Annotated in this window: 21 protein-coding genes and 1 tRNA gene; 15 read left to right on the plus strand and 7 right to left on the minus strand. The window is 66.1% G+C overall.

Translation table 11 applies throughout. The features are described 5' to 3' along the window. Nucleotides 1–150: 150 nt before the first annotated feature. From ACNQFN_RS06655 to ACNQFN_RS06665, 3 genes are all read left to right on the plus strand, one after another. Complete coding sequence (locus ACNQFN_RS06655; RefSeq protein ID WP_418648348.1) at nucleotides 151–459, plus strand: DUF485 domain-containing protein; 309 nt, start codon at nucleotides 151–153, stop codon at nucleotides 457–459. Further along, nucleotides 456–2,174 carry a cation acetate symporter gene (locus ACNQFN_RS06660; RefSeq protein WP_418648349.1) on the plus strand — a complete coding sequence of 573 codons (1,719 nt, stop codon included), beginning with the start codon at nucleotides 456–458 and terminating at the stop codon, nucleotides 2,172–2,174. Before ACNQFN_RS06655 ends, ACNQFN_RS06660 begins: the two co-directional genes overlap by 4 nt. 191 nt (nucleotides 2,175–2,365) lie before the next feature. Next, nucleotides 2,366–2,441 (plus strand) — tRNA-Phe (locus tag ACNQFN_RS06665). A gap of 63 nt (nucleotides 2,442–2,504) precedes the next feature. Here the strand turns inward: ACNQFN_RS06665 and ACNQFN_RS06670 are convergent. Together ACNQFN_RS06670 and ACNQFN_RS06675 are read right to left on the minus strand one after the other, a co-directional pair. Then, nucleotides 2,505–2,888, minus strand: coding sequence for a type II toxin-antitoxin system VapC family toxin (locus ACNQFN_RS06670; RefSeq protein WP_068635501.1), 384 nt, complete (start codon nucleotides 2,886–2,888; stop codon nucleotides 2,505–2,507). Next, nucleotides 2,888–3,142: a type II toxin-antitoxin system Phd/YefM family antitoxin gene (locus ACNQFN_RS06675; RefSeq protein WP_418648350.1), complete on the minus strand. Its 255-nt coding sequence runs from the start codon at nucleotides 3,140–3,142 to the stop codon at nucleotides 2,888–2,890. Before ACNQFN_RS06675 ends, ACNQFN_RS06670 begins: the two co-directional genes overlap by 1 nt. A gap of 225 nt (nucleotides 3,143–3,367) precedes the next feature. Here ACNQFN_RS06675 and hemA point away from each other — a divergent pair, with 225 nt between their 5' ends. The 8 genes from hemA (at nucleotide 3,368) to ACNQFN_RS06715 (ending at nucleotide 10,119) form a co-directional block, all read left to right on the plus strand. Then, complete coding sequence (gene hemA / locus ACNQFN_RS06680; RefSeq protein WP_418648351.1) at nucleotides 3,368–4,621, plus strand: glutamyl-tRNA reductase; 1,254 nt, start codon at nucleotides 3,368–3,370, stop codon at nucleotides 4,619–4,621. A gap of 55 nt (nucleotides 4,622–4,676) precedes the next feature. Then, the gene (prfA, locus tag ACNQFN_RS06685; RefSeq protein ID WP_068635504.1) at nucleotides 4,677–5,756 is read left to right on the plus strand and encodes a peptide chain release factor 1; all 1,080 of its coding nucleotides are present in this window, start codon (nucleotides 4,677–4,679) and stop codon (nucleotides 5,754–5,756) included. Then, nucleotides 5,756–6,616, plus strand: a complete 861-nt coding sequence (gene prmC / locus ACNQFN_RS06690) for a peptide chain release factor N(5)-glutamine methyltransferase (RefSeq protein WP_068635505.1) — start codon at nucleotides 5,756–5,758, stop codon at nucleotides 6,614–6,616. The genes prfA and prmC overlap by 1 nt, the downstream gene beginning before the upstream one ends. 104 nt (nucleotides 6,617–6,720) lie before the next feature. Next, nucleotides 6,721–7,050, plus strand: a complete 330-nt coding sequence (grxD, locus tag ACNQFN_RS06695; RefSeq protein ID WP_068635561.1) for a Grx4 family monothiol glutaredoxin — start codon at nucleotides 6,721–6,723, stop codon at nucleotides 7,048–7,050. 261 nt (nucleotides 7,051–7,311) lie between these two features. Beyond that, a complete protein-coding gene (locus ACNQFN_RS06700) occupies nucleotides 7,312–7,824 on the plus strand; it encodes a hypothetical protein (RefSeq protein ID WP_068635506.1) in 513 nt (170 codons plus the stop codon). Nucleotides 7,825–7,835: 11 nt separating this feature from the next. Further along, complete coding sequence (locus tag ACNQFN_RS06705; protein ID WP_281178405.1) at nucleotides 7,836–8,087, plus strand: HPr-rel-A system PqqD family peptide chaperone; 252 nt, start codon at nucleotides 7,836–7,838, stop codon at nucleotides 8,085–8,087. After that, nucleotides 8,084–9,031 carry an HprK-related kinase A gene (locus tag ACNQFN_RS06710; protein ID WP_418648352.1) on the plus strand — a complete coding sequence of 316 codons (948 nt, stop codon included), beginning with the start codon at nucleotides 8,084–8,086 and terminating at the stop codon, nucleotides 9,029–9,031. Before ACNQFN_RS06705 ends, ACNQFN_RS06710 begins: the two co-directional genes overlap by 4 nt. Next, nucleotides 9,028–10,119, plus strand: coding sequence for a nucleotidyltransferase family protein (locus ACNQFN_RS06715; RefSeq protein WP_068635508.1), 1,092 nt, complete (start codon nucleotides 9,028–9,030; stop codon nucleotides 10,117–10,119). The genes ACNQFN_RS06710 and ACNQFN_RS06715 overlap by 4 nt, the downstream gene beginning before the upstream one ends. Before the next feature lie 12 nt (nucleotides 10,120–10,131). Here ACNQFN_RS06715 and ACNQFN_RS06720 read toward each other — a convergent pair whose 3' ends face one another. Genes ACNQFN_RS06720 through argH form a run of 3 tightly spaced genes read right to left on the minus strand, consistent with a single transcriptional unit; the run spans nucleotide 10,132 to nucleotide 13,762 of the window. Beyond that, entirely contained in the window at nucleotides 10,132–11,037 is a 906-nt protein-coding gene (locus ACNQFN_RS06720; RefSeq protein ID WP_418648353.1) for a fructosamine kinase family protein, read from the minus strand. Further along, nucleotides 11,034–12,320, minus strand: a complete 1,287-nt coding sequence (locus tag ACNQFN_RS06725) for a serine/threonine protein kinase (RefSeq protein ID WP_068635510.1) — start codon at nucleotides 12,318–12,320, stop codon at nucleotides 11,034–11,036. The genes ACNQFN_RS06720 and ACNQFN_RS06725 overlap by 4 nt, the downstream gene beginning before the upstream one ends. 8 nt (nucleotides 12,321–12,328) lie before the next feature. After that, nucleotides 12,329–13,762 (minus strand): argininosuccinate lyase, encoded by a 1,434-nt coding sequence (gene argH / locus ACNQFN_RS06730; protein ID WP_068635511.1) that lies wholly within the window; start codon nucleotides 13,760–13,762, stop codon nucleotides 12,329–12,331. Between the two features lie 97 nt (nucleotides 13,763–13,859). Here argH and ACNQFN_RS06735 point away from each other — a divergent pair, with 97 nt between their 5' ends. Next, nucleotides 13,860–14,885 (plus strand): sensor histidine kinase, encoded by a 1,026-nt coding sequence (locus tag ACNQFN_RS06735; protein WP_068635512.1) that lies wholly within the window; start codon nucleotides 13,860–13,862, stop codon nucleotides 14,883–14,885. Next, nucleotides 14,882–15,667 carry a LytR/AlgR family response regulator transcription factor gene (locus tag ACNQFN_RS06740; protein ID WP_418648354.1) on the plus strand — a complete coding sequence of 262 codons (786 nt, stop codon included), beginning with the start codon at nucleotides 14,882–14,884 and terminating at the stop codon, nucleotides 15,665–15,667. Before ACNQFN_RS06735 ends, ACNQFN_RS06740 begins: the two co-directional genes overlap by 4 nt. Here the strand turns inward: ACNQFN_RS06740 and ppc are convergent, their stop codons facing one another. Both ppc and ACNQFN_RS06750 read right to left on the minus strand, forming a co-directional pair. Beyond that, complete coding sequence (ppc, locus tag ACNQFN_RS06745) at nucleotides 15,668–18,418, minus strand: phosphoenolpyruvate carboxylase (protein ID WP_418648355.1); 2,751 nt, start codon at nucleotides 18,416–18,418, stop codon at nucleotides 15,668–15,670. Nucleotides 18,419–18,522: 104 nt separating this feature from the next. Then, nucleotides 18,523–18,948, minus strand: a complete 426-nt coding sequence (locus ACNQFN_RS06750; protein WP_418648356.1) for a thioredoxin fold domain-containing protein — start codon at nucleotides 18,946–18,948, stop codon at nucleotides 18,523–18,525. Between the two features lie 115 nt (nucleotides 18,949–19,063). Between ACNQFN_RS06750 and hemC the strand changes: the two genes are divergently transcribed. Continuing rightward, nucleotides 19,064–19,996, plus strand: coding sequence for a hydroxymethylbilane synthase (gene hemC, locus ACNQFN_RS06755; protein WP_418648357.1), 933 nt, complete (start codon nucleotides 19,064–19,066; stop codon nucleotides 19,994–19,996). A gap of 57 nt (nucleotides 19,997–20,053) precedes the next feature. Beyond that, nucleotides 20,054–20,851, plus strand: a complete 798-nt coding sequence (locus tag ACNQFN_RS06760) for a uroporphyrinogen-III synthase (protein WP_418648358.1) — start codon at nucleotides 20,054–20,056, stop codon at nucleotides 20,849–20,851. The last annotated feature ends 65 nt before the right edge of the window (nucleotides 20,852–20,916 follow it).

Genomic DNA, 20,916 nt, shown 5'->3' on the forward strand with positions numbered 1-20,916 from the left:
TCCGGATCGTTTGATGGCGATCAATAGATATTCGAAAATTCGCCATAAGAGAAACTTTTTGACGACATGTAAGCACACCGTAAGTGTCATCGCATACTTTTGAGCTCAACCGGTGGATGCCCGGTTTGTTCAAACAAGTAGGAGGGAGACATGGAAAGCAATACGGTGGCGAAAATCGTCGCCAACCCCAAGTATCAGAAGCTGGTCAGTACGCGTACACGCTTCGGCTGGACGCTGACGATCATCATGCTGCTCGTGTACTACGGCTACACCGCGATCATCGCCTTCGACAAGGAGCTGTTCCATCAGCGCCTGGGCGAAGGCGTGATGACGCTCGGCGTGCCGGTCGGCTTCGGCGTGATCCTCTTCACCATCATCATCACCGGCATTTATGTGCGTCGTGCCAACTCGGAGTTCGACGCCCTGACCGAGGAAATCGTCAAGGAGACCAGCAAATGATGAGTCCTTATGCACGCCTGGGCGGCGGACTCGCCCTTGCACTCCTGTCGGCGGCGGCGCTGGCGGCCGGCGGTGATCTCGGCCAGGCCGAAAAGCAGGCCACGAACTGGACCGCGATCATCATGTTCGGCGCCTTCGTCGCCGGCACGCTGTACATCACCAAGTGGGCGGCGGCCAAGACCAAGTCGGCAGCCGATTTCTACACCGCCGGCGGCGGCATCACCGGCTTCCAGAACGGTCTGGCCATCGCCGGCGACTACATGTCGGCGGCATCCTTTCTCGGTATTTCCGCCGCGGTCATGGTCAGCGGCTACGACGGCCTGATCTACTCGATCGGCTTCCTCGTCGGCTGGCCGATCATCACCTTCCTGATGGCGGAAAAGCTGCGCAACCTCGGCAAGTTCACCTTCGCCGACGTGGCCGCCTACCGTTTCGAGCAGACCCCGATCCGCGCCTTCGCGGCCTCGGGTACGCTGGTCGTGGTGGCGTTCTACCTGATCGCCCAGATGGTCGGCGCCGGCCAGCTGATCAAGCTGCTGTTCGGCCTCGAGTACTGGATGGCAGTGGTCATCGTCGGTGCGCTGATGATGGTCTACGTGCTGTTCGGCGGCATGACGGCAACCACCTGGGTGCAGATCATCAAGGCGGTGCTGCTGCTGTCAGGTGCGTCCTTCATGGCCTTCATGGTGATGCTGAACTACGGCTTCTCGCCCGAGCAGCTGTTCGCCGCCTCGGTGAAGGTCAAGGCCGATGCCGCGATCGCGGTCGGCAAGTCGCCGGAAGAAGCCAGCGTGCTCGCCCAGGCGATCATGGGGCCGGGCTCCTTCATCAAGGATCCGATCTCGGCGATCTCCTTCGGCATGGCGCTGATGTTCGGTACCGCGGGTCTGCCGCACATCCTGATGCGCTTCTTCACCGTGCCGGATGCCAAGGAAGCACGCAAATCGGTGTTCTGGGCCACGACCTGGATCGGCTATTTCTACATCCTCACTTTCATCATCGGTTTCGGTGCGATCGTGCTGGTGTCGAACAATCCGGAGTTCCTGGAGCCGAACGGCGTACTGAAGGGCGGCGGCAACATGGCGGCGATCCACCTCGCCAATGCTGTCGGCGGCAACGTCTTCCTCGGCTTCATGTCGGCGGTGGCCTTCGCGACCATTCTCGCGGTAGTGGCAGGCCTGACGCTGTCGGGCGCCTCGGCGGTGTCGCACGACCTGTACGCCACGGTGTTCAAGAAGGGTAACGTCGATTCCGCCTCCGAACTGCGCGTGTCGCGCATCACCACCATCGCGCTGGGCGTCGTCGCGGTGATACTGGGTATTGCGTTCGAGAAGCAGAACATCGCCTTCATGGTGTCGCTGGCCTTCGCCATCGCCGCGTCGGCCAACTTCCCGGTGCTGTTCATGTCGGTGCTGTGGAAGGATTGCACCACCCGCGGTGCAACCATCGGCGGCTTCCTCGGCCTGATCACCGCAGTGGGCCTCACCGTGGTGTCGCCGTCGGTGTGGGAAGCGACGCTCGGCAACCCGGCGGGTTCGGCGCTGTTCCCCTACACCTCGCCCGCGCTGTTCTCGATGAGCGCCGGCTTCCTCGGCATCTGGCTGTTCTCGATTCTCGACAACAGCGCCCGTGCCAAGGCGGACCGCGCCGGCTACCTGGCTCAGCGCGTGCGCTCCGAGACCGGTATCGGTGCTGCGGCGGCTTCGAGCCACTAAACCCCGAAACCCTGGTCCATGCCCCTCCTTCACCGAGGAGGGGCTGGCGGAAGGCAATACGACAGGCGGTGGGCTCGGGCTCGCCGCCTGTCGGTTTTTGAACGGCCTGATTCAGGCGCAGGAAAAAAGAGGGGTGGCTAACAGGTAATGCTTGACCTCGGGTGGATTCAGGCTATAATGCACACCTCTTCGGCCAGGTAGCTCAGTTGGTAGAGCAGCGGATTGAAAATCCGCGTGTCGGCGGTTCGATTCCGTCCCTGGCCACCAGAATTCAAGCCGGTTCCCGCTAAATTGCGCGAACCGGCTTTTCTACAAATACGCGGCCCGTTTCTACAATTCCGATTTCCGTAGTGCAGCGCGGCGCGATAAATGGCGCCGTTTTGCGTGATAAATGGCATCGCGATCGTTTGCGCTATGCTCAAGAAATTTGAGCAGGGCAAGAAACCTAGATAAATGTCGTCGGAACCCAGTCCTGTACGACAGTTTGCGTGAACGGGTCATGCAAATCTGCTCGATGACCTGTTGTGCCTGGGCGGCGGCGATGCGGTTGCGCTTGCACGCGGTGCGGGGCACGTTGGCGAACTCCAGTTGCCAGAGTGCCGGGACGACCGCCCGGTCTTCTTCGAGTCGCGTGGCGATGGCATCGGTGTAGGGCGTCGCCTGGTCTTCCAGGAACCATCCGGCGACCACGGAGTTATCCAGCACGAAGGGCATCAGTCGCGGCCCTCTTCGATGGCCTCCCGAAGATCCATGCCCAGGCTCACGCCCCGGCGGAGTTCGCGCAGCCGCGCGAAGGTGCCGGCGACCCGCTGGCGCCGCGCCTGCGCCGACTCTTCGACATCGACGGCCGCAACGATGCGGGCGACCGCCCGACCACGCCGGGTGATGGTCACCTGTTCGCCGTGCTCGACTGCGGCGAGCAGCTCGGAAAACTTGGTCTTTGCTTCATACACGGGAACGGTCCTCATGGCGACGCATCCTGATCGAGTTGGTTAGCCCGATTATAGGTGCGATCCTACAAGCGCGTCCGGGCAGGGGAGGGCAGGCCTGTTCCAAGGCTTCTCTGATCAGGCGATGTACGAGTTGCCGGCGGAGCAGGGAAAACTGGCTGATTCCGCTCAATTTTTGCCCGTAGACCTGGGTGCTATAATGCGCACCTCTCCATCGAAGTGTGCTGAACAGCCTGATCCCGAATGCAGCTTTACGCCCTTGGCCTGAATCATCACACAGCGCCGCTCGCGATTCGCGAGCGCGTTGCGTTTCAGCCGGACAGGCTGGGTCAGGCGCTGCACGATCTGGCCCATGCGGATTCGGTGCGGGAGGCGGCCATCCTGTCGACCTGCAACCGTACCGAGCTGTATTTCGCCGCCGAACAGCCCCAGCATGCGGCGGACTGGCTGGCGCGCTTTCACCAGGTGGCGCTCAACGACGTTTCACCCTATCTGTACGCCTATCCGCAGCGTGATGCGATCCGCCACATGTTCCGCGTCGCCAGTGGCCTCGACTCGATGGTCATCGGCGAGCCCCAGATCCTCGGCCAGGTCAAGGATGCCGCGCGCCGCGCCGAAGAGGCGGGCACGCTGGGCACGCTGCTGCACAAGCTGTTCCAGAACACCTTCGCCGTAGCCAAGGAAGTACGTTCGACCACTGCGATCGGCGCCAACACGGTGTCGATGGCGGCGGCGGCGGTGCATCTGACCGAGCGGATCTTCGAGAGCGTGAGCGATCAACATGTGCTGTTCATCGGCGCAGGCGAGATGATCGAGCTGTGCGCAGCGCATTTCGCCGGTGCGCAGCCGAAATCCATGACGGTGGCCAACCGTACGGAAGAGCGTGCGCTGGCGCTGGCTTCCCGTTTTGGCGCGCAGACCATGCGCATCGACCAGATCGGCGACATGCTGTCGCGCTTCGACGTGGTCGTGTCCTGTACTGCGGCGCCTTTGCCCATCGTCGGCCTGGGTATGGTCGAGCGGGCAGTGAAGGCGCGCCGCCACCGCCCGATGGTGATGGTCGACCTTGCCGTGCCGCGCGACATCGAGCCGGAGATCGTGGGACTCGACGACATCTTCCTGTATACCGTCGATGATCTCGCGCAAGTGGTCGATGCCGGCATGGAGTCGCGCCAGCAGGCGGTGGTCGAGGCCGAACAGATCATCAACATGCGCGTGGATGGCTTTCTGCACTGGATGTCGGCGCGCGAGACCGTGCCGGCCATCCGGGCGCTGCGGGAGCATGCCGAAAGCCTGCGCCAGGCCGAACTGGAGCGTGCGGTGCGCCTGCTGGCCAAGGGCGACGATCCACAGAAGGTGCTCGAGGCGCTGTCGCATGGTCTGACCAACAAGCTGATGCACGGCCCGACCCGCTATCTGAACCAGGCGGAAGTCGCCCACAAGGCCGAGGCCGGCCGGTTCGTGCGTCAGCTTTTCAATCTTCCCCACCAGGGCTAGCGCAGCGCGTCTGCGCCCGGGCCCGCATGTACGGGCCGACAGCCGTCATCCAGCCATGAAACAGAGCATCCGCGACAAACTCGAACACCTTGCAGCACGTCTGCAGGAACTGGACCGTGCCCTGGCGGCCGAGGATGGTGCGCGCGACATGAATGCCTTTCGCGACCTGTCGCGGGAGCGCGCCGAGATCGAGCCGGTGGTCGTGCTGTATGCGTCCTACGTACAGGCCGAAGCGGATCGGGACACCGCGCGCGAGCTGCTGGCCGATCCTGAAATGCGCGAGTTGGGGGAGCTGGAACTGGAAGCGGGCGAAGCACGCATCGCGACGCTCGAAGACGAACTGCAGCGCGCCTTGCTGCCGCGTGATCCCGACGACGAACGCAATCTCTTCCTCGAGATCCGTGCCGGTACCGGCGGCGACGAGGCGGCGCTGTTCGCCGGCGACCTGCTGCGCATGTATTCGCGCTACGCCGAGCGCCAGCGCTGGAAAGTCGAGATCGTGTCGGCGAGCGAGTCCGACCTGGGCGGCTACAAGGAAGTGATCGCCCGCATCGCCGGCAACGGCGCGTTCTCGAAACTGAAGTTCGAGTCGGGCGGCCATCGCGTGCAGCGTGTGCCGGCGACCGAAACCCAGGGGCGCATCCATACTTCGGCGTGCACCGTCGCCGTGCTGCCCGAGGCGGACGAGGTCGCGGCGGTCGAGATCAACCCGGCCGATCTGCGCATCGACACGTTCCGGGCTTCCGGGGCGGGCGGCCAGCACATCAACAAGACCGACTCCGCCGTCCGCATCACGCACATCCCGACCGGCATCGTCGTCGAATGCCAGGACGACCGCTCCCAGCATCGCAACAAGGCCCAGGCCATGTCGGTGCTGGCGGCGCGGCTCCACGATGCCAAGGTGCGCGCCCAGCAGAGCGCGGAGGCGGCGCAGCGCAAGAGCCTGATCGGCAGCGGCGACCGCTCGGAGCGCATCCGCACCTACAACTTTCCGCAGGGCAGGGTGACGGACCACCGCATCAACCTCACGCTGTACAGGCTGGAAGCGGTCATGCAGGGGGAGCTCGACGAACTGGTCGATGCCCTCACACTCGAACACCAGGCCGAATTGCTGGCCGCGCTGGCTGAAGAGTGATGGCAGAAGGCGTGCAGGGGGCCGCTCCCGACCGTGCCGATATCGCCGGTGCGCTGGCATGGGCGAGGACGCATATCGATCTGATGGATGCGCGCGTCCTGCTGCGCCACGTGCTGCAGTGCCCGGCGGCGCGGCTGGTGGCCTGGCCGGAGCAGGCGCTGGATGGAGAGGACTGGGCGGCGTATCGCGCGCTGGTCGAGCGCCGCGCGGCCGGCGAGCCGGTCGCCTATCTCGTCGGTGCGCGCGAATTCTTCGGCCGCGAGTTCATGGTCACGCCTGCGGTGCTGATTCCCCGTCCGGATACCGAACTGCTGGTCGAGTTGGCGCTTGCGCATTTTTCCGACCGGAAGGCCGTTCGCGTGCTGGACATGGGCACCGGCAGCGGAGCGCTGGCGATCACGCTGGCGCTGGAGCTCGACGAAGCGGATGTCAGCGCGATCGACCGTTCGCGCGAAGCCCTGTGGGTGGCGATGGCCAATGCCGCCCGCCTTGGCGCCAGCGTGTCCTTCGTCCAGAGCGACTGGTTCGCGTCCCTCGGCGACGAGCGCTTCGACCTCATCGTCGCCAATCCGCCCTACATCGCTGCGGGCGATCCGCATCTGGACCAGGGCGACGTGCGCTTCGAGCCGCCGGGCGCGTTGGCAGCGGGTCCGGCCGGGCTCGACGATCTGCAGGAAATCGTCATGCAGGCACCTGCCCGCCTGGCAGACGGCGGCCGCCTGTTCCTCGAACATGGCTATGATCAGGCCGCCGCCGTGCGCAGCCTGCTGGCGGATGCCGGCTTTGCGGAAATCGCCTCATGGAAGGACATCGCCGGCATCGAGCGGGTCTCGGGTGGCCGCTGGCTGGGGCGTGGCTGAGTCCACGAAGTGCTGCGGCACGCCCATTATGGGTGCATTGACGCTGAACACCGCCCATCCTAAAATTACCCGACTATTAAACTCAACTTTTGATGGCCCAAATCATGAGCATTCAAGACGTCATTCGCGACCAGGTCACCAACAACGACGTGGTTCTCTACATGAAGGGTTCGCCGCAGTTCCCGCAATGCGGTTTCTCGTCCGCCGCCGTTCAGATCCTGAAGGCCTGTGGCGTGAAGGAAGTGCTGGCGGTCAATGTGCTGGCCGATGACGGGATCCGCCAGGGCATCAAGGAGTTCTCCAACTGGCCGACCATTCCGCAGCTCTACATCAAGGGCGAGTTCGTCGGTGGCAGCGACATCATGCGCGAGATGTACCAGAACGGTGAGTTGCAGCAGATGCTGAAAGATGCAGGCGTGGTGCAGGACGCCTGACGAAGGCATTCTCGGGATATGCATGCGTGCATGTCCCGACGGTTTCTGGCGGCTGTCGGTGCTTTTTACACTGGTGGCCGGGCCAGGCCGCAGGATGGGCGGCGCAGGCCGGCAGGTTATTGAAAGAACGACGCTTTGTGGGTATGGGTCATTTCTGGTTTGATTCTTGCTTTTATTGCTCAATGTGACGAAATTCCGGTACTTGGGAACTCCGCCTGATTAAGCTGTGTCCCTCGTCCGACATTGGGCAAAGAGGTTTTCATGTCAGCTGATGACAAATCCCGCAATGAAGGGCGCAGGCGCCTGATCAAGTCGGCTGCCGCTGCGCCGGTCGTTTTTACCCTGCCGAGTGGCGCTGCACTTGCCGCGGCCAGTTCGAGCTGCGAAGCGAACAGCCTTGAACTGTTCAACACGGAGCGTCCGCTCGCGGTGACAGCGAGCAGCGACAAGTGGGTGCGCGCCCGACTCCAAGCGTGGAAATTCAAGGCCGTGAAAGTAGGCAGCAACGGGTCCGAGAACGTAGACGGTTTCAAGTACAACGAGGTCTACTACAAGGTATCGGATGGTCGTGCGGAAGAAGTGGCCTTGAAGCCGGGGAGTAAGCCGGCTGTTTACCCTAGGCAGTATTACTACGTCCTGATCAACTATCCCGGCCGCACGTTGATACTCGATGCCTCGGCAACAGACGTGACGCCGATGGCGGGTGCGTCGTGCTGGAATTCCCTGATGCCGGGTGACAACCTCTCCGGCGACAACACCATCATCATCCCCTGATCTGCGACACGGTGCTTCGCCCCCGTTCAATCGTCCGCCCTCTGGGCGAAGCAGCGGTCGTGTTCGATCCCCTGACGTGGCAGACGCATCTGCTGCCCGCCGAACTGGCGGCGGTGGCGTCGGTTGCGGAAGAACTCGCGGTCGATGGGCCGGTCACTGCGGCACGGCTTCGGCAGGCGCTTGCTGCCGAAGCGGATGAGCCGGAAGCGGCGTTCGACGATGTAGTCGCAGCCTTGGCCGATGTCGGCCTGGTGGAGACATGACGGCCGGTGATCCGTTGTTCACCACAGTGGGTGAGTGGTCGCAGGAGGAGCTTGCCCGTAGCCTGTACGGCGATGGTCTTTTCATCGACTACGGTGCCTGTACGGTCCGGGTGCGCAGCCGGGCGCCAGGCTTCACCGCTGCCTTTCGGCAGGTGTACCGGCATTTCGCGCCGGTACGAAACGCCGATTTCACCGATTTCCACGTGGAAATCGACCCCGGGAAGGGCGTGCGGCGCTGGCTGAAGCCGCAGTCCCGCTTTCTGATCGATCGAATCCAGCCTTTCGAACCCTTTGCTGCCAGCCACGCCCTGCCGCATTACGAATGGGGCCTGAACTGGAGCTTCGGCCAGCGCTTCAATCAATATGTACTGCTGCATGCCGGCGTGCTCGCACACGCGGATCGCGCACTGCTGCTTCCTGCCACGCCTGGTTCGGGCAAGAGCACGCTGACCGCGGCGATGATGCTCGCCGGCTTTCGCCTGCTGTCGGACGAGTTCGGCGTATTGCGGCCCCAGGCTGGCGATCTGCTGCCGATGCTCAAACCGGTGGCGCTCAAGAATGCGTCGATCGGCGTGATCCGCGATTTTTCGGCGCAAGCCGAACTGGGCCCGACATTTACCGCCACGCGCAAGGGCGATGTCGCCCATCTGGCGCCGGACGCGGCGAGCGTTGCGCTGGTTCGCCGTCCGGCGCGCCCGGCGCTGATCGTCTTTCCGGCCTGGCGTCCGGGCGTACCGCTGCAACTCGAGCCGCAAGCGCCCGAGCAGGCTTTCATCCGCCTTGCCTTCAACAGCTTCAACTACGGCGTGCTCGGGCGGATTTCGTTCGAGGCGGTGGCCGATCTCGCTGCAGCCTGCCCAGCCTATCAACTGGTCTATAGCCGGCTCGACGAGGCCGTGGCCTGCCTGCGGCAATTGCTCGACGACCAGGGCGGGCCGGCATGAGCGCCAGCCTGCAGAACGCCGTATCCCGCCTGCTCGGTGTGCTGCGCGAGCCGGCGAGCGTTCATGGCCTGGGTCTGGGCGATTGGGAGGAACTGATCCGTCTCGCGCGCGCGGCGCGCCTGCATGCGACGCTGGGCCGCCGCCTGATGGCCGATCCGACGCTGTGGGCGGCGGTGCCGGAGCAGCCGCGCGGCCACTTGCAGGCGGCGATTAACTTTGCCGCCCATCGCCGTCATCTGCTCGAACTCGAACTGCGTACGCTTGCCGATGTGCTGCCGCCCGGCATCGATGTCGTGCTGCTGAAGGGCGCGGCCTACCAGATGCAGGGCCTGCCGAATGCCGACGGGCGGATCGCCGCCGACATCGACCTGCTGGTGCGGCGTGCCGATCTCGATGCGGTGGAAGCGGCACTCGCGGCACAGGGCTGGGCGTCGACGGTCAGCGATGAATACGATCAGCGCTACTACCGCGAGTGGAGCCACGAACTGCCGCCAATGCGCGCAGATGGTCATGCGCTCGAACTCGACCTGCACCATGCGATCGCACCGGTGACCAGCCGGTGCACTCCGGATGTGGAGAGGCTGTTTGCTGCCCTGCTGCCTTTGCCGGGTTCGCGTTTCAGCGTCCTGAGCCCGGCGGATCAGCTCGTGCATGCAGTCGTGCATTTGTTCCAGGATACCGAGCTCGATGGGCGCCTGCGCGATCTCGTCGATATCGATGGCTTGCTGCGCATGCTGCCTGCCGACGATGGCTCGATGCGTTCCCTGGCCGCGCGCATGAGGCACCACGGCGCCGATCGCCTGTTCTGGTACGCACTGCATTACTGCGAGCGCTGGCTGGGCACGCCGGTGCCGGCCGTGCTCTGGCCCTCGCCGCCGCCACGGCCGATACGACGGGTGATGGACTGGATGCTGGTGCGCACCTTGCTGCCGCATCTGCCGGAAGCCCGGAGTGCCCCGGACCGGAGATTTGCGGGTGAACTGGCCCGCCTGCGCTATCACCGCATGCGCATGCCCACCCCCCTGCTGCTGCGCCACGCGGCAATCAAGATCTGGCGAAATGCGCGAGGGCTTCCACGGCGCGGGTGAGCGCGTATTTTCTCAGTCTCGCCGCAGCGCAAGTGCCTGATTCAAGCGTGTAGCCAGGCGCAGGGCTTCGCCCAGATAGCCTCGTCCGAACAGGTTCAGATGGTTCAGCATGTGGTACAGGCTGTAGAGCTGCTTGCGGGTTTCATAGCCTTCGTCGAGCGCCCAGCCGGTACGGTAGCGCGCATAGAAGCTGCCCGGAAAGCCGCCGAACAGTTCGCTCATGGCGAGGTCGGATTCGCGGTCGCCGTAATGCACCGCGGGGTCGTAGATCGTTGGCGTGCCATCGGCGAGCACCGCGGCGTTGCCGTGCCAGAGGTCGCCGTGCAGCAGGCTTTCGCGTGGGCGGTAGTCGAGGAACAGCGCCGGCACGCGGTCGAACAGGCGCTCGCCCTGTTTCTGGAGTTCGCCGCCGAATCCTCTGCTGCGGGCAAGGGCGAATTGCGGGCGCAGGCGATGTTCGGTGAAGAACAGCGCCCAGTTGTCGGCAAAAGTGTTGCATTGCGGCGTACTGCCGATGAAGTTGTCGCGCCGCCAGCCGAAATGCGGCCCGGTGGTCTGGTGCAGTGCGACCAGGGCATCGGCGAAGCGGCTGCCGTGTTCGGCGGACTGCAGTGGATGCAGCTCGAGATGTTCCAGTACCAGGAAAGCGTGCGCGCCGCCGTCGCCGCCACTGGCGATCGGCGTCGGCGTGCGGAAGCTGCCGGCGGCGGCGAGTGCGAGCAGGCCGTCGATTTCGGCTTCGAACATCGGCAGCCGGTCGGCGCTGCCGAGTTTGACGAAGAAGCGTTCGCTGCCATCCGCGATGATCGCGGTGGTGTCGATGCCCGCGCCTGCCGTCTGACTGTCGCGGATATGGAAGCGGTTGCCGATGCGCTGGCGGATCGCGGCTTCGACCGCGGGCAGGGCTGGATGTGTCACAGGTTGGCGATCCGGGCGCTGGCCAGCGACAGGCGGGTGGCCAGGACTTCGAGAAAGGCTTTGTAGAAGTGCATGCGGCAGATGTCGCTGGCGCGGCGCAATGCGCGGGCGCGCAGCGTGACGAGGCTGGTCGTCGTGCTTGCCGTGACCGAGGCCGAGCGTACGCCCGCGGCGGCCGAGAAGACGGCGATTTCGCCGAAGCATTCACCCGCCGTCAGTACGTTGAGCAGGCGGCCGCGCTTCTTGACCTGTGCTTCGCCGTCGATGATGAAGCAGATCGAGTCGCCGCCTTCGTCTTCCTTCATGATCACCGTGCCGGGCTGCACCTGGCTGAATTGCGACAGCCGGAGCACTTCCCACAGCTCGGCGTCCGAGAACTCACGGAAAAAACGCATCGCGCGCAAGGCCTCGAAGCGTTCGGTCTCGGGTATCGAGCCGCGTGCGACTTCCACGCTGCGGTTGCGGAACGCGAGCGCCAGATCGTGCGAGAACTCGGCCCAGCTCTGGTAGCGGTGATCGACATCGCGCTCGGTGGCGCGGCGGACGATGGCGTCGAGCGCCTCAGGGACCTCGGGGCGCAGTTCGGACGGGCGCGGCACGACGTCGTGGGCGATGCGGTACAGCAGGCTGTAGTTGTTGCTGGTTTCGAAGGGCAGGTGGCCGGTCAGCAGCTCGAACATCACCACGCCGAGCGAATAGATGTCGGTACGATGGTCGAGCGGCACTTCCCGTACCTGCTGGGGCGACATGTAGGCCGGCGAGCCGACGCCCGATATCTGCGTGGTCTCGCGTGCCGTGGCCAGTGCCGAGCCGAAATCGGAGATGCGGATGTCGCTGCCTTCCGGCGTCATCAGCAGGATGTTGGCCGGCTTGATGTCGCGGTGGGTGATGCCCTGGTGGAAGGCGTAGTCCAGCGCGCGGGTGGCCTTGAAGACGATTTCGATGATGCGTTCGAAGCTGGCCAGCGAGCCGGGGCGAGCCAGCCGCTCCAGCGTGCCGCCGGGCACGTAGTCCATGACGACATAGGCGTTGTCGTCGTCCACCGCGGCGTCGTGGATCTGGACGATGTGCGGGTGGTGCAGGCGGCCGGAGAAGGCGGATTCGTTGAGGAAGAGCTGGCGGTAGAGTCGCCCGCGGTTGCGATCGTTGAGCACGTCGCGGCGCAGCTGCTTGATCGCCACTTCCCGCTGATTGAAGGGGTCCCAGGCCAGGAAGACGACGCTGGTGGCCCCTTCGCCGAGTTGGCAGCGAATCTCGTACTTGCCTATCCGCTCCGCCACCACGGGGCTGCTCAGCTTCGCAGCTTGCGCGCGCGCGCGATCGCTGCCCGCACCTGTTCCGGCGCGGTGCCGCCGACGTGCTTGCGCGAGGCGAGCGAACCTTCGACGGTCAGCACGCCGAACACGTCCTCGGCCAGGCGCTCGGCCGCGCCCGGCACGTGCGCCATGGCGATGCGCAGTTCGTCGAGCGAGAACTGCGGCAGGTCGCAGCCCTTGACGTCGGCGGCGCGCACCGCCAGCGCCACGGCTTCGTGGGCGTCGCGGAAGGGCAGACCCTTCTTGACCAGGTAGTCGGCGAGGTCGGTGGCGGTGGCGTAGCCCTGCGACAGCGCGCCGCGCATGGCCTCGGCCTTGACCCGGATGCCGGTGATCATGTCGGCGTAGATGCGCAGCGTGTCGATGACCGTGTCGGCGGTATCGAACAGAGGCTCCTTGTCTTCCTGGTTGTCCTTGTTGTAGGCCAGCGGCTGGCCCTTCATCAGCGTCAGCAGCGCGATCAGGCTGCCATTGACGCGGCCGGTCTTGCCGCGCACCAGCTCGGGCACATCCGGGTTCTTCTTCTGCGGCATGATCGAGCTGCCGGTGCAGAAGCGGTCGGCGAGGTCGATGAAGCCGACGCGCGGGCTCATCCACAGGATCAGCTCTTCGGACAGGCGCGACAGGTGGGTCATCAGCAGCGCGGCGGCGGCGCAGAATTCGATCGCGAAGTCGCGGTCGCTGACCGCGTCGAGCGAATTGAAGCAGACTTCGTCGAAACCGAGTTCGGCGGCGACGGATTCGCGGTCGATCGGATAGCTGGTGCCGGCCAGCGCAGCGGCGCCGAGCGGCAGGCGGTTGACGCGCTTGCGGCAATCGGCGAAGCGCTCGGCGTCGCGCCGGCTCATCTCGTAGTAGGCCATCAGGTGGTGGCCGAAAGTGACCGGCTGAGCGACCTGCAGATGGGTGAAGCCGGGCATCGGCGTGTCGGCATTGGCTTCGGCGACGTCGAGCAGCTTGTCCTGGAATTCGGCGATCAGCGCCAGGATCTGGTCGATCGCGTCGCGCAGCCACAGGCGGATGTCGGTGGCGACCTGGTCGTTGCGGCTGCGGCCGGTGTGCAGGCGCTTGCCGGCGTCGCCGACCAGTGCGGTCAGGCGCTTCTCGATGTTGAGGTGAACGTCTTCGTCGTCGAGGTTCCAGGCGAATTCGCCGCGCTCGATCTCGTCCTGGATCTGCGCCATGCCGCGTTCGATGTCGGCGAGGTCGGCGGCGGCGATGATACCCTGCCTGGCCAGCATCCTGGCGTGGGCGAGCGAGCCGCGGATGTCCTGGCGGGCCATGCGCTGGTCGAACATGACCGAGGCGGTGTAGCGCTTGACGAGGTCGGAAACGGGTTCGGTGAAACGGCCGGACCAGGCCTTGGCGGGTTCGCCATTGCCGGCAGCCGGCATCGTGTTGTCTGTCATAATGCGTGTCGGAAGATGTCGGCCCGCGCATCGGGCGGGTTCTGCATGGGGGAGTCGTCTTGCTTGGGAGCGATCGCTGGCGCGGCGCCGATAAACGATGGAAAGTATAAATCAAAAGCCCGTGCCGCTCGGCGCCCCGGCGCTGCCGGATTTCCGCAATCTCGGCGTCATCCTGCGCGTGCTGGTGCTGGTGAACCTGTTCGCGCTGGCGACCTTGCTGGTGCGCGTCGACGAGGGGGAGCGGCTGCTTGCCGAGATCGTGCTGATGGCCGGCCGCCTCGAACTGCCACTGCTGCTGGTCGTGCTGCTGCTGTATCTCGCTTCGCCCGGGCTCAGGAAGACGTCCCCCCGCATCGCGCTGGGCGGCCTGCTGGCGCTGGTGGTGTTCGCGGTGGCGCTCAGCTATCCGCTGACCGAAGGCGGCAGCCTGTTTCGCCGTCTTGCCTGGGCGATGGCGGCGGCCATGATCTGCCTGACTTACTTCGACTATCGCAGCCGGCGCTATTCCCCGGCGCTGGCCGAGGCGCGGCTGCAGGCGCTGAGTGCGCGCATTCGCCCCCATTTCCTGTTCAACAGCCTGAACGGCGTGCTGGGCGTGATCCGTTCCGACCCCCGGCGGGCCGAGCGTGCGCTCGAGGAACTGGCCGACCTGTTCCGTGTGCTGATGCGGGAGAATCGCGAACTCGTTCCGCTGGGCGATGAAGTGGCGCTGTGCGAACGCTATGTCGACCTCGAGCGCCTGCGTCTCGACGAGCGCCTGGCGGTGCGCTGGGAGCTGCCGGCGCCAGGGACGCCCGCGCACGCCGAGCTGATGCGTGCCCGCGTGCCTGCGTTGCTGCTGCAGCCGCTGCTGGAGAATGCCGTCTACCACGGCATCGAGCCGTCCAGCGAGCCGGGGGAGGTCGTCGTGCGCATCGAGCGCCGCGGAGGCGAACTGAGGCTGGAAGTCGATAATCCGGTGTGCGATGCCGAGCGCCATCGCGCCGGCAATCGCATGGCGCTGGACAACATCCGCGAGCGCCTGATGCTGTTCTTCGATCTGGAAGCGGGGCTGGACAGCGAATGCGGCGAGGGCCGCTATCGCGTCCGCATCCGCCTGCCCTACAGGAGCTCGAAAGCATGAATCTTGCTGCCGGCCAGCCGGCCGCACTGCGGGTACTGATCGTCGATGACGAAGCGCCTGCCCGTTCCCGCCTGCGCGACCTGCTCGGCGACATCGCCCGGACCTGCCCGAACGCCGTCGCCGGCATGGCCGCCAATGGCGTCGAGGCCTTGCGCCTGCTCGAGACCGAAGAGGCCGACGTGGTGCTGGCCGACATCCGCATGCCGGCGATGGACGGCGTCGAGCTTGCCCGCCATCTGGCCCGGCGCATGCCGCCGCTGCCGGTGATCTTCGTCACCGCCTACGACCAGTATGCGGTCGAGGCTTTCGAACTGGCGGCGGTGGATTACCTGCTCAAGCCGGTGCGCGCCGAGCGGCTGGTGGCTGCGCTGGGCAAGCTGCGCAGCCACCAGCCGCCAACCGATCCGGTTTTGGCGAGCCTGGCGCCGAACGAGCGCCGCCATTTCAGCGTCAGCGAGCGCGGCCGCATCCTGCTGCTGCCGGTGGCCGACGTGCTCTACCTGAAGGCCGAGCTGAAATACGTCACCGCGCGCACCGCCGAGCGCGACTACCTGCTCGACGAATCCCTGGTGCAGCTCGAACAGGAATTTCCCCAGCGCCTGCTGCGGGTGCACCGCAATTGCCTGGTGGCGCGCGAGGCGGTGCTGGGCGTCGAGCGTGCCGGCGAAGCCGATGGCGAAGGGCGCTGGGAAGTGCTGCTGAGAGGGCTGGATGGCCCGGAAGGGCGCCTGCCGGTCAGCCGCCGGCAATGGCCGGTGGTGAAGCAGGCGCTCGGACGCTGATCAGCCGCTGTTGCGCAGGCCCGCGGCGATGCCGTTGATCGAGATGTGGATGCCGTTGCGGATGCGCGGATCTTCCCCCTGTTCGCGATGGCGGCGCAGCAGCTCGACCTGCACGTGATTGAGCGGATCGAGATAGGGGAAGCGGTTGCGGATCGAGCGCTTCAGCAGCGGGTTGCCGTCGAGCAGTTCGCGCTGGCCGGTGATCTGCAGCAGCGCGTCGACGGTGGCCTGGTGCTCGGCGCGGATGCGGCCGAAGATTTCCTCCCGCAGCACGACGTCCTTGACCAGGCCGGCGTAGCGGCTGGCGATCGCCAGGTCGCTCTTGGCCAGCACCATGTCCATGTTCGACAACAGCGTGGCGAAGAAGGACCACTCGCGGTACATGCGCTGCAGCAGTGCCAGGCCGTCGTTCGGATGCTTTTCCAGGAAAGCGCGCACCGCGCTGCCGAAACCGTACCAGCCCGGCAGCATCACCCGGCACTGCGACCAGCTGAACACCCATGGAATCGCGCGCAGATCGTCGATCGCGGTGCTCTTCTTGCGCGAGGCCGGGCGCGAGCCGATGTTCAGCGCGGCGATCTCGCTGATCACGGTGGATTCCCAGAAATAGCGCTCGAAGCCTTCGGTGTCGTAGACCAGGCCGCGATAGGCGGTGAAGGCGGTGTCGGACAGCGCCTGCATGGCGTCGAGGAAGGCGGCCGGAGTCGGTTCGGCGTCGGCCGGGCGCAGGCTGGTTTCGAGCGTCGCGGCGACCAGCACCTCGAGGTTGCGGCGGCCGACTTCGGGATTGCCATATTTGGCGCCGATGACTTCGCCCTGTTCGGTGAGGCGGATCTGGCCCTGCACCGCGCCGTCGGGCTGGGCCAGGATGGCCTGGTAGCTCGGCCCGCCGCCGCGGCCGACCGAGCCGCCGCGGCCGTGGAACAGGCGCAGGCGCACGCCGTGGCGGGCGAACACGGCGACGAGTTCGCCTTCGGCCTTGTACAGCGCCCAGCCCGAAGTCAGGAAGCCGCCGTCCTTGTTGCTGTCCGAATAACCCAGCATCACTTCCTGGGTCTGACCGCGCGCGGCCAGCAGTTCGCGGTAGATCGGCAGCGAGAACAGCCGGCCCATGACGCCGGCGGCGTTCTCGAGATCGCCGATGGTCTCGAACAGCGGCACGATGTTGACGTCGAGCGCCTTTTCCAGCGGCCGCAGCAGGCCGGCTTCCTTCAGCAGCACTGCCAGCTCGAGCAGGTCGGAGACGTCGTCGGTCTTGGAGATGATGCAGTTGCGGATCGCTGCCGTGCCGTAGCGCAGATGGGCGCGGCGGGCATTGCGGAAGATCGCCAGCTCGCTTTCGGTTTCTTCCGAATAGCGCAGATGGGGCGAGGCCAGCGGGCGGGCGGTGGCCAGCTCCTCGAGCAGCAGCGCACAGCGCCCGGCTTCGTCGCGGGCGCGATAGTCGGTGCCGGGGCTGGCAGTCTCCAGCAGTTCGGCGACGACGCGTTCGTGCACGTCGGAATTCTGGCGCAGGTCGATCGGCGCCAGGTGGAAGCCGAACACCTTCACCGCGCGGCGCAGCTGGCGCAGGCGGCCGCGGGTGAGCGCGGCGGAGCCGTTGGCGAGCAGCGAGCGGTGCAGGATGTCGAGATCGTCCGCCAGTTCCGCCGCATCGGCATACGGCGCGGCTTCGGCGACGGCGTGGCGGGTGGGTTCGTGGCCCAGCAGTGCGCGATAGGTGGCGGCCAGCCGGGCATAGATGCCGGACACGGCCAGGCGATAGGGTTCGTCGCTGCGGTGCGGCGAGTTGTCCGGCGAGCCTTCGGCCAGTGCCAGCAGCGCGTCCGAGGCGCCGGCGAAACCGTGGCTCATCGACAGTTGCGAACCCAGGCGGTGCAGTTGGTCGAGGTAGTGGTCGAGCACCACCGTGGCCTGCATCGACAAGGCCTTGTCGAGCACCTCGGCGGTGACGAAGGGGTTGCCGTCGCGGTCGCCGCCGATCCAGCTGCCGACCTGCAGGAAGGCGGCGAGTTCGACGCCGCCGAGGGCGGCGTCCGCCGCGGCCAGGCGGTCTTCGAGGCTGGCGTAGAGCCGCGGCAGTTCGTCCAGGAAAGTGGTGTCGAAATAGGACAGGCCGTTGTTGACCTCGTCGATCACCGACAGCTTGGCGGTGCGCAGCATGCGCGTCTGCCACAGCGTGAGCACGGCGCGGCGCAGGGCCTCGAGGCTGGCTTCGGTTTCCTCGGGGGTCAATTGCATGCGGTCGCGCTTGTCGAGCAGGCGCGCGATCACCGTCTCGCAGTTCAGGATGCTCTTGCGCTGGACTTCGGTGGGGTGGGCGGTCAGCACCGGCGACACCAGCGCGGTGTCGAAGAATTCGGCCAGCCCGGCGGCGTCGGTGGCACCGCTGTCCAGCACGCTGGCGACGGCGTGGGCGAGGCTGCCTTCGCGCGGCGCGGAGCCGGCGATCAGGTGGGCGCGCGAGCGGCGGATGTGGTGCTGGTCCTCGGCGATGTTCGCCAGGTGCGAGAAGTAGCTGAAGGCGCGCACGACCTGGATGGTCTGGTCGCGCGACAGGGCGTCGAGGATGTCCTCGAGTTCGCGGCGCGCGGCGGCATCGTCGTCGCGGTGGAAGCGGACCGAATTCTGCCGGATGCGCTCGATCAGCTCGAATGCGGCGGCGCCTTGCTGGTCGCGCACGGTGTCGCCGAGCAGGCGGCCGAGCAGGCGGATGTCTTCGCGCAGCGGTGCGTCTTTGTCCTGGTTCATGTCGTTTCTGCTTGTTAGGAGTGGGCGGGGAGGTGGAACGTGCGACAAGCGGGGAGGGATCCGCCGCCGCACGGTGCTGCGAGAAAAAGAACGAGTGGGTGCCGTCAGTCTGGCGCACCCATGCGACGACGCGCGGCAGCGAGTGCGTCATCGACGTACAGGCCGTAGAAATCTTCCACGCCGATGCCGACGATGTCCTCGCCCAGCGCGCGACCGTCCGCGTCGAAGAACCTGACGGTCGGCGCGAAGCGCACGCCCTGCGCCGCCGCCACCTCGCGGTGGGTCGAGCGCCTGCCGGAGAAATCCACCAGTGCCGCGCCGGAGTCGATGTCGATCTGGCGGAACAGGACGTGCTCGTTCGCAGCCGACATCGGCACCAGGTAGCGGCGCGCGGTGTCGCAGTAGCTGCAGTCGGCCTGGCTGAAGAGCACCACCATCGGCACCTGCCTGCTGCGCATCGCGGCCTTGTCCTGCGCCAGGTCGCTTGCCGCCGGCAGCGCGCCGGGCGCCGCAGGGAGTGCAAGTGGCACGCATGCTAGAATCGCGGCCAATCCACGCACCATTGGTGCGAACCCTGATGCTGCGGTGCGGCGAAAATCGAGTTTCCCCGGCATCGTCGAATCCTGTTCTTGAGTGATCCCAACCGTGAGCCAAGCGAACCCCGAGCGCATCGTCATCGCCACCCGTGAAAGCCGCCTCGCCCTGTGGCAGGCCGAACATATCAAGGCCCGTCTCGAAGGATTGTATCCCGGCTGTCGCGTCGAGCTGCTGGGCATGACCACCCGCGGCGACCAGATCCTCGACCGGCCGCTGGCCAAGGTGGGCGGCAAGGGCCTGTTCGTCAAGGAGCTCGAAACCGCCCTGCTCGACGGTCGCGCCGACATCGCCGTGCATTCGATGAAGGACGTGCCGATGGAAATGGGCGGGGAATTCGTGCTGCCCTGCATCACCGAGCGCGAAGTCCCGCTGGATGCCTTCGTCTCCAAGCGCTACGAAAGCCTGGCCGACATGCCGCCGGGCGCGATCGTCGGCACCTCGTCGCTGCGGCGCGAATCGCAGATCCACGCCCAGTATCCCTTCCTCGGCGTGACCAGCCTGCGCGGCAACCTCGACACCCGCCTGCGCAAGCTCGACGAGGGCCAGTACGACGCCATCATCCTCGCCGCGGCGGGCCTGACCCGGTTGGGGCTGGGCGAACGCATCCGTTCGGTGATGCCGGCCGAAGTCTCGCTGCCCGCCGCCGGCCAGGGCGCACTCGGCATCGAGTGCCTGGCTTCGCGCGCGGACGTGATCGGCTGGCTGCAGCCGCTGGCCGATGCCGACACCTCCGCCTGCGTGCTGGCCGAGCGTGCCGTGGCCCGCGCGCTGGCCGGCAGCTGCGAAGTGCCGCTCGGTGCCTATGCGCTGATGCGCGAGGGCAGGGTCTGGCTGCGCGGTTTCGTCGCCCGCCCCGATGGCAGCGAAATCGTGCGTGCCGAGCGCGAAGGCCTGCCGGCCGAGGCCGAAGCACTGGGCCGGGCGCTGGCCGAGGATCTCCGGGCCCAGGGCGCCGAAGCGATCCTCGCCGACATCGGCTGAATACGCGGCTGAATGCGCGGCCGAACGAGTGGCTCAACGACAGATGCGGCAGCCGTCATGACACAGGATTCGCAGACCAAGGACTGTGCCCTGCCGCTGGCCGGACGCCTGCTGGCCGTCACCCGGCCGCTGGAGCAGGCCGACGGGCTGTGCCGCCGCATCGAGGCCGCCGGCGGCAAGGCGATCCGCTTCCCGGTGCTGGGGATCGGGCCGGCGCCGGATCTGGCGCAGCTCGAAGCGATCGTGCCGCGGCTGGACGAATTCGATCTCGCCTTCTTCGTTAGCCCGAACGCCATTCATCATGCGCTCGAATTCATCCTCGCGCGCCGTGCCTGGCCTGCGACGCTGCGGGTGTCGACCGTCGGCAAGGGCAGCGAGAAAGTGCTGCGCCAGCGCGGCTTCGCCGCCCCGATCGTGCCCGAGCACGGCTTCGACAGCGAGTCCGTGCTGGCCTTGGCGGAATTCGCCGCCGACGCCGTACGCGGCCGCAAGGTCGTGATCTTCCGCGGTGACGGCGGACGCGATCTGATCCGGAACACTTTGTACGAACGCGGCGCGCAGGCCGAGTACGTGACCTGCTACCGGCGCTACTGCCCGGCGCCGGATCCTGCGCTGTTGCTGAAGCCTGCCGCCCGGGGCGAGCTTGCCGGGCTGCTGCTGACCAGCAGCGAGGGGGTACGCAATCTGGCGGCCATCCTTGGTGACGGGGGGATGCGTGCGCTGGCGGGGATCCCGGTGTTCGCATCGCATGCGCGCATCGCGTCACAGGCGCGCGGGGCCGGTTTCGGCACGGTGATCGAGACTGCGGCCGGTGATGAAGGCCTATTGCAGGCGTTGGCAGGATACTTTGGTTAAACTCTCCGGCATGAATACTGAACTTCCTGCCCTGACCCAGCCGCCCGGGGCGGCCAAATCCTCCA

The organism is Thauera butanivorans (genome assembly GCF_048398245.1).
GTDB lineage: Bacteria > Pseudomonadota > Gammaproteobacteria > Burkholderiales > Rhodocyclaceae > Thauera > Thauera butanivorans.

What these genes read in the sequence shown, in the direction of transcription:
- ACNQFN_RS06655 (WP_418648348.1), top strand. Translation starts at nt 151, where the DNA reads ATGGAAAGCAATACGGTGGCGAAAATCGTCGCCAACCCCAAGTATCAG.
- ACNQFN_RS06660 (WP_418648349.1), top strand. Translation starts at nt 456, where the DNA reads ATGATGAGTCCTTATGCACGCCTGGGCGGCGGACTCGCCCTTGCACTC.
- ACNQFN_RS06670 (WP_068635501.1), bottom strand. Translation starts at nt 2,888, where the DNA reads ATGCCCTTCGTGCTGGATAACTCCGTGGTCGCCGGATGGTTCCTGGAA.
- ACNQFN_RS06675 (WP_418648350.1), bottom strand. Translation starts at nt 3,142, where the DNA reads ATGAGGACCGTTCCCGTGTATGAAGCAAAGACCAAGTTTTCCGAGCTG.
- hemA (WP_418648351.1), top strand. Translation starts at nt 3,368, where the DNA reads ATGCAGCTTTACGCCCTTGGCCTGAATCATCACACAGCGCCGCTCGCG.
- prfA (WP_068635504.1), top strand. Translation starts at nt 4,677, where the DNA reads ATGAAACAGAGCATCCGCGACAAACTCGAACACCTTGCAGCACGTCTG.
- prmC (WP_068635505.1), top strand. Translation starts at nt 5,756, where the DNA reads ATGGCAGAAGGCGTGCAGGGGGCCGCTCCCGACCGTGCCGATATCGCC.
- grxD (WP_068635561.1), top strand. Translation starts at nt 6,721, where the DNA reads ATGAGCATTCAAGACGTCATTCGCGACCAGGTCACCAACAACGACGTG.
- ACNQFN_RS06700 (WP_068635506.1), top strand. Translation starts at nt 7,312, where the DNA reads ATGTCAGCTGATGACAAATCCCGCAATGAAGGGCGCAGGCGCCTGATC.
- ACNQFN_RS06710 (WP_418648352.1), top strand. Translation starts at nt 8,084, where the DNA reads ATGACGGCCGGTGATCCGTTGTTCACCACAGTGGGTGAGTGGTCGCAG.
- ACNQFN_RS06715 (WP_068635508.1), top strand. Translation starts at nt 9,028, where the DNA reads ATGAGCGCCAGCCTGCAGAACGCCGTATCCCGCCTGCTCGGTGTGCTG.
- argH (WP_068635511.1), bottom strand. Translation starts at nt 13,762, where the DNA reads ATGACAGACAACACGATGCCGGCTGCCGGCAATGGCGAACCCGCCAAG.
- ACNQFN_RS06735 (WP_068635512.1), top strand. Translation starts at nt 13,860, where the DNA reads ATGGAAAGTATAAATCAAAAGCCCGTGCCGCTCGGCGCCCCGGCGCTG.
- ACNQFN_RS06740 (WP_418648354.1), top strand. Translation starts at nt 14,882, where the DNA reads ATGAATCTTGCTGCCGGCCAGCCGGCCGCACTGCGGGTACTGATCGTC.
- ppc (WP_418648355.1), bottom strand. Translation starts at nt 18,418, where the DNA reads ATGAACCAGGACAAAGACGCACCGCTGCGCGAAGACATCCGCCTGCTC.
- ACNQFN_RS06760 (WP_418648358.1), top strand. Translation starts at nt 20,054, where the DNA reads ATGACACAGGATTCGCAGACCAAGGACTGTGCCCTGCCGCTGGCCGGA.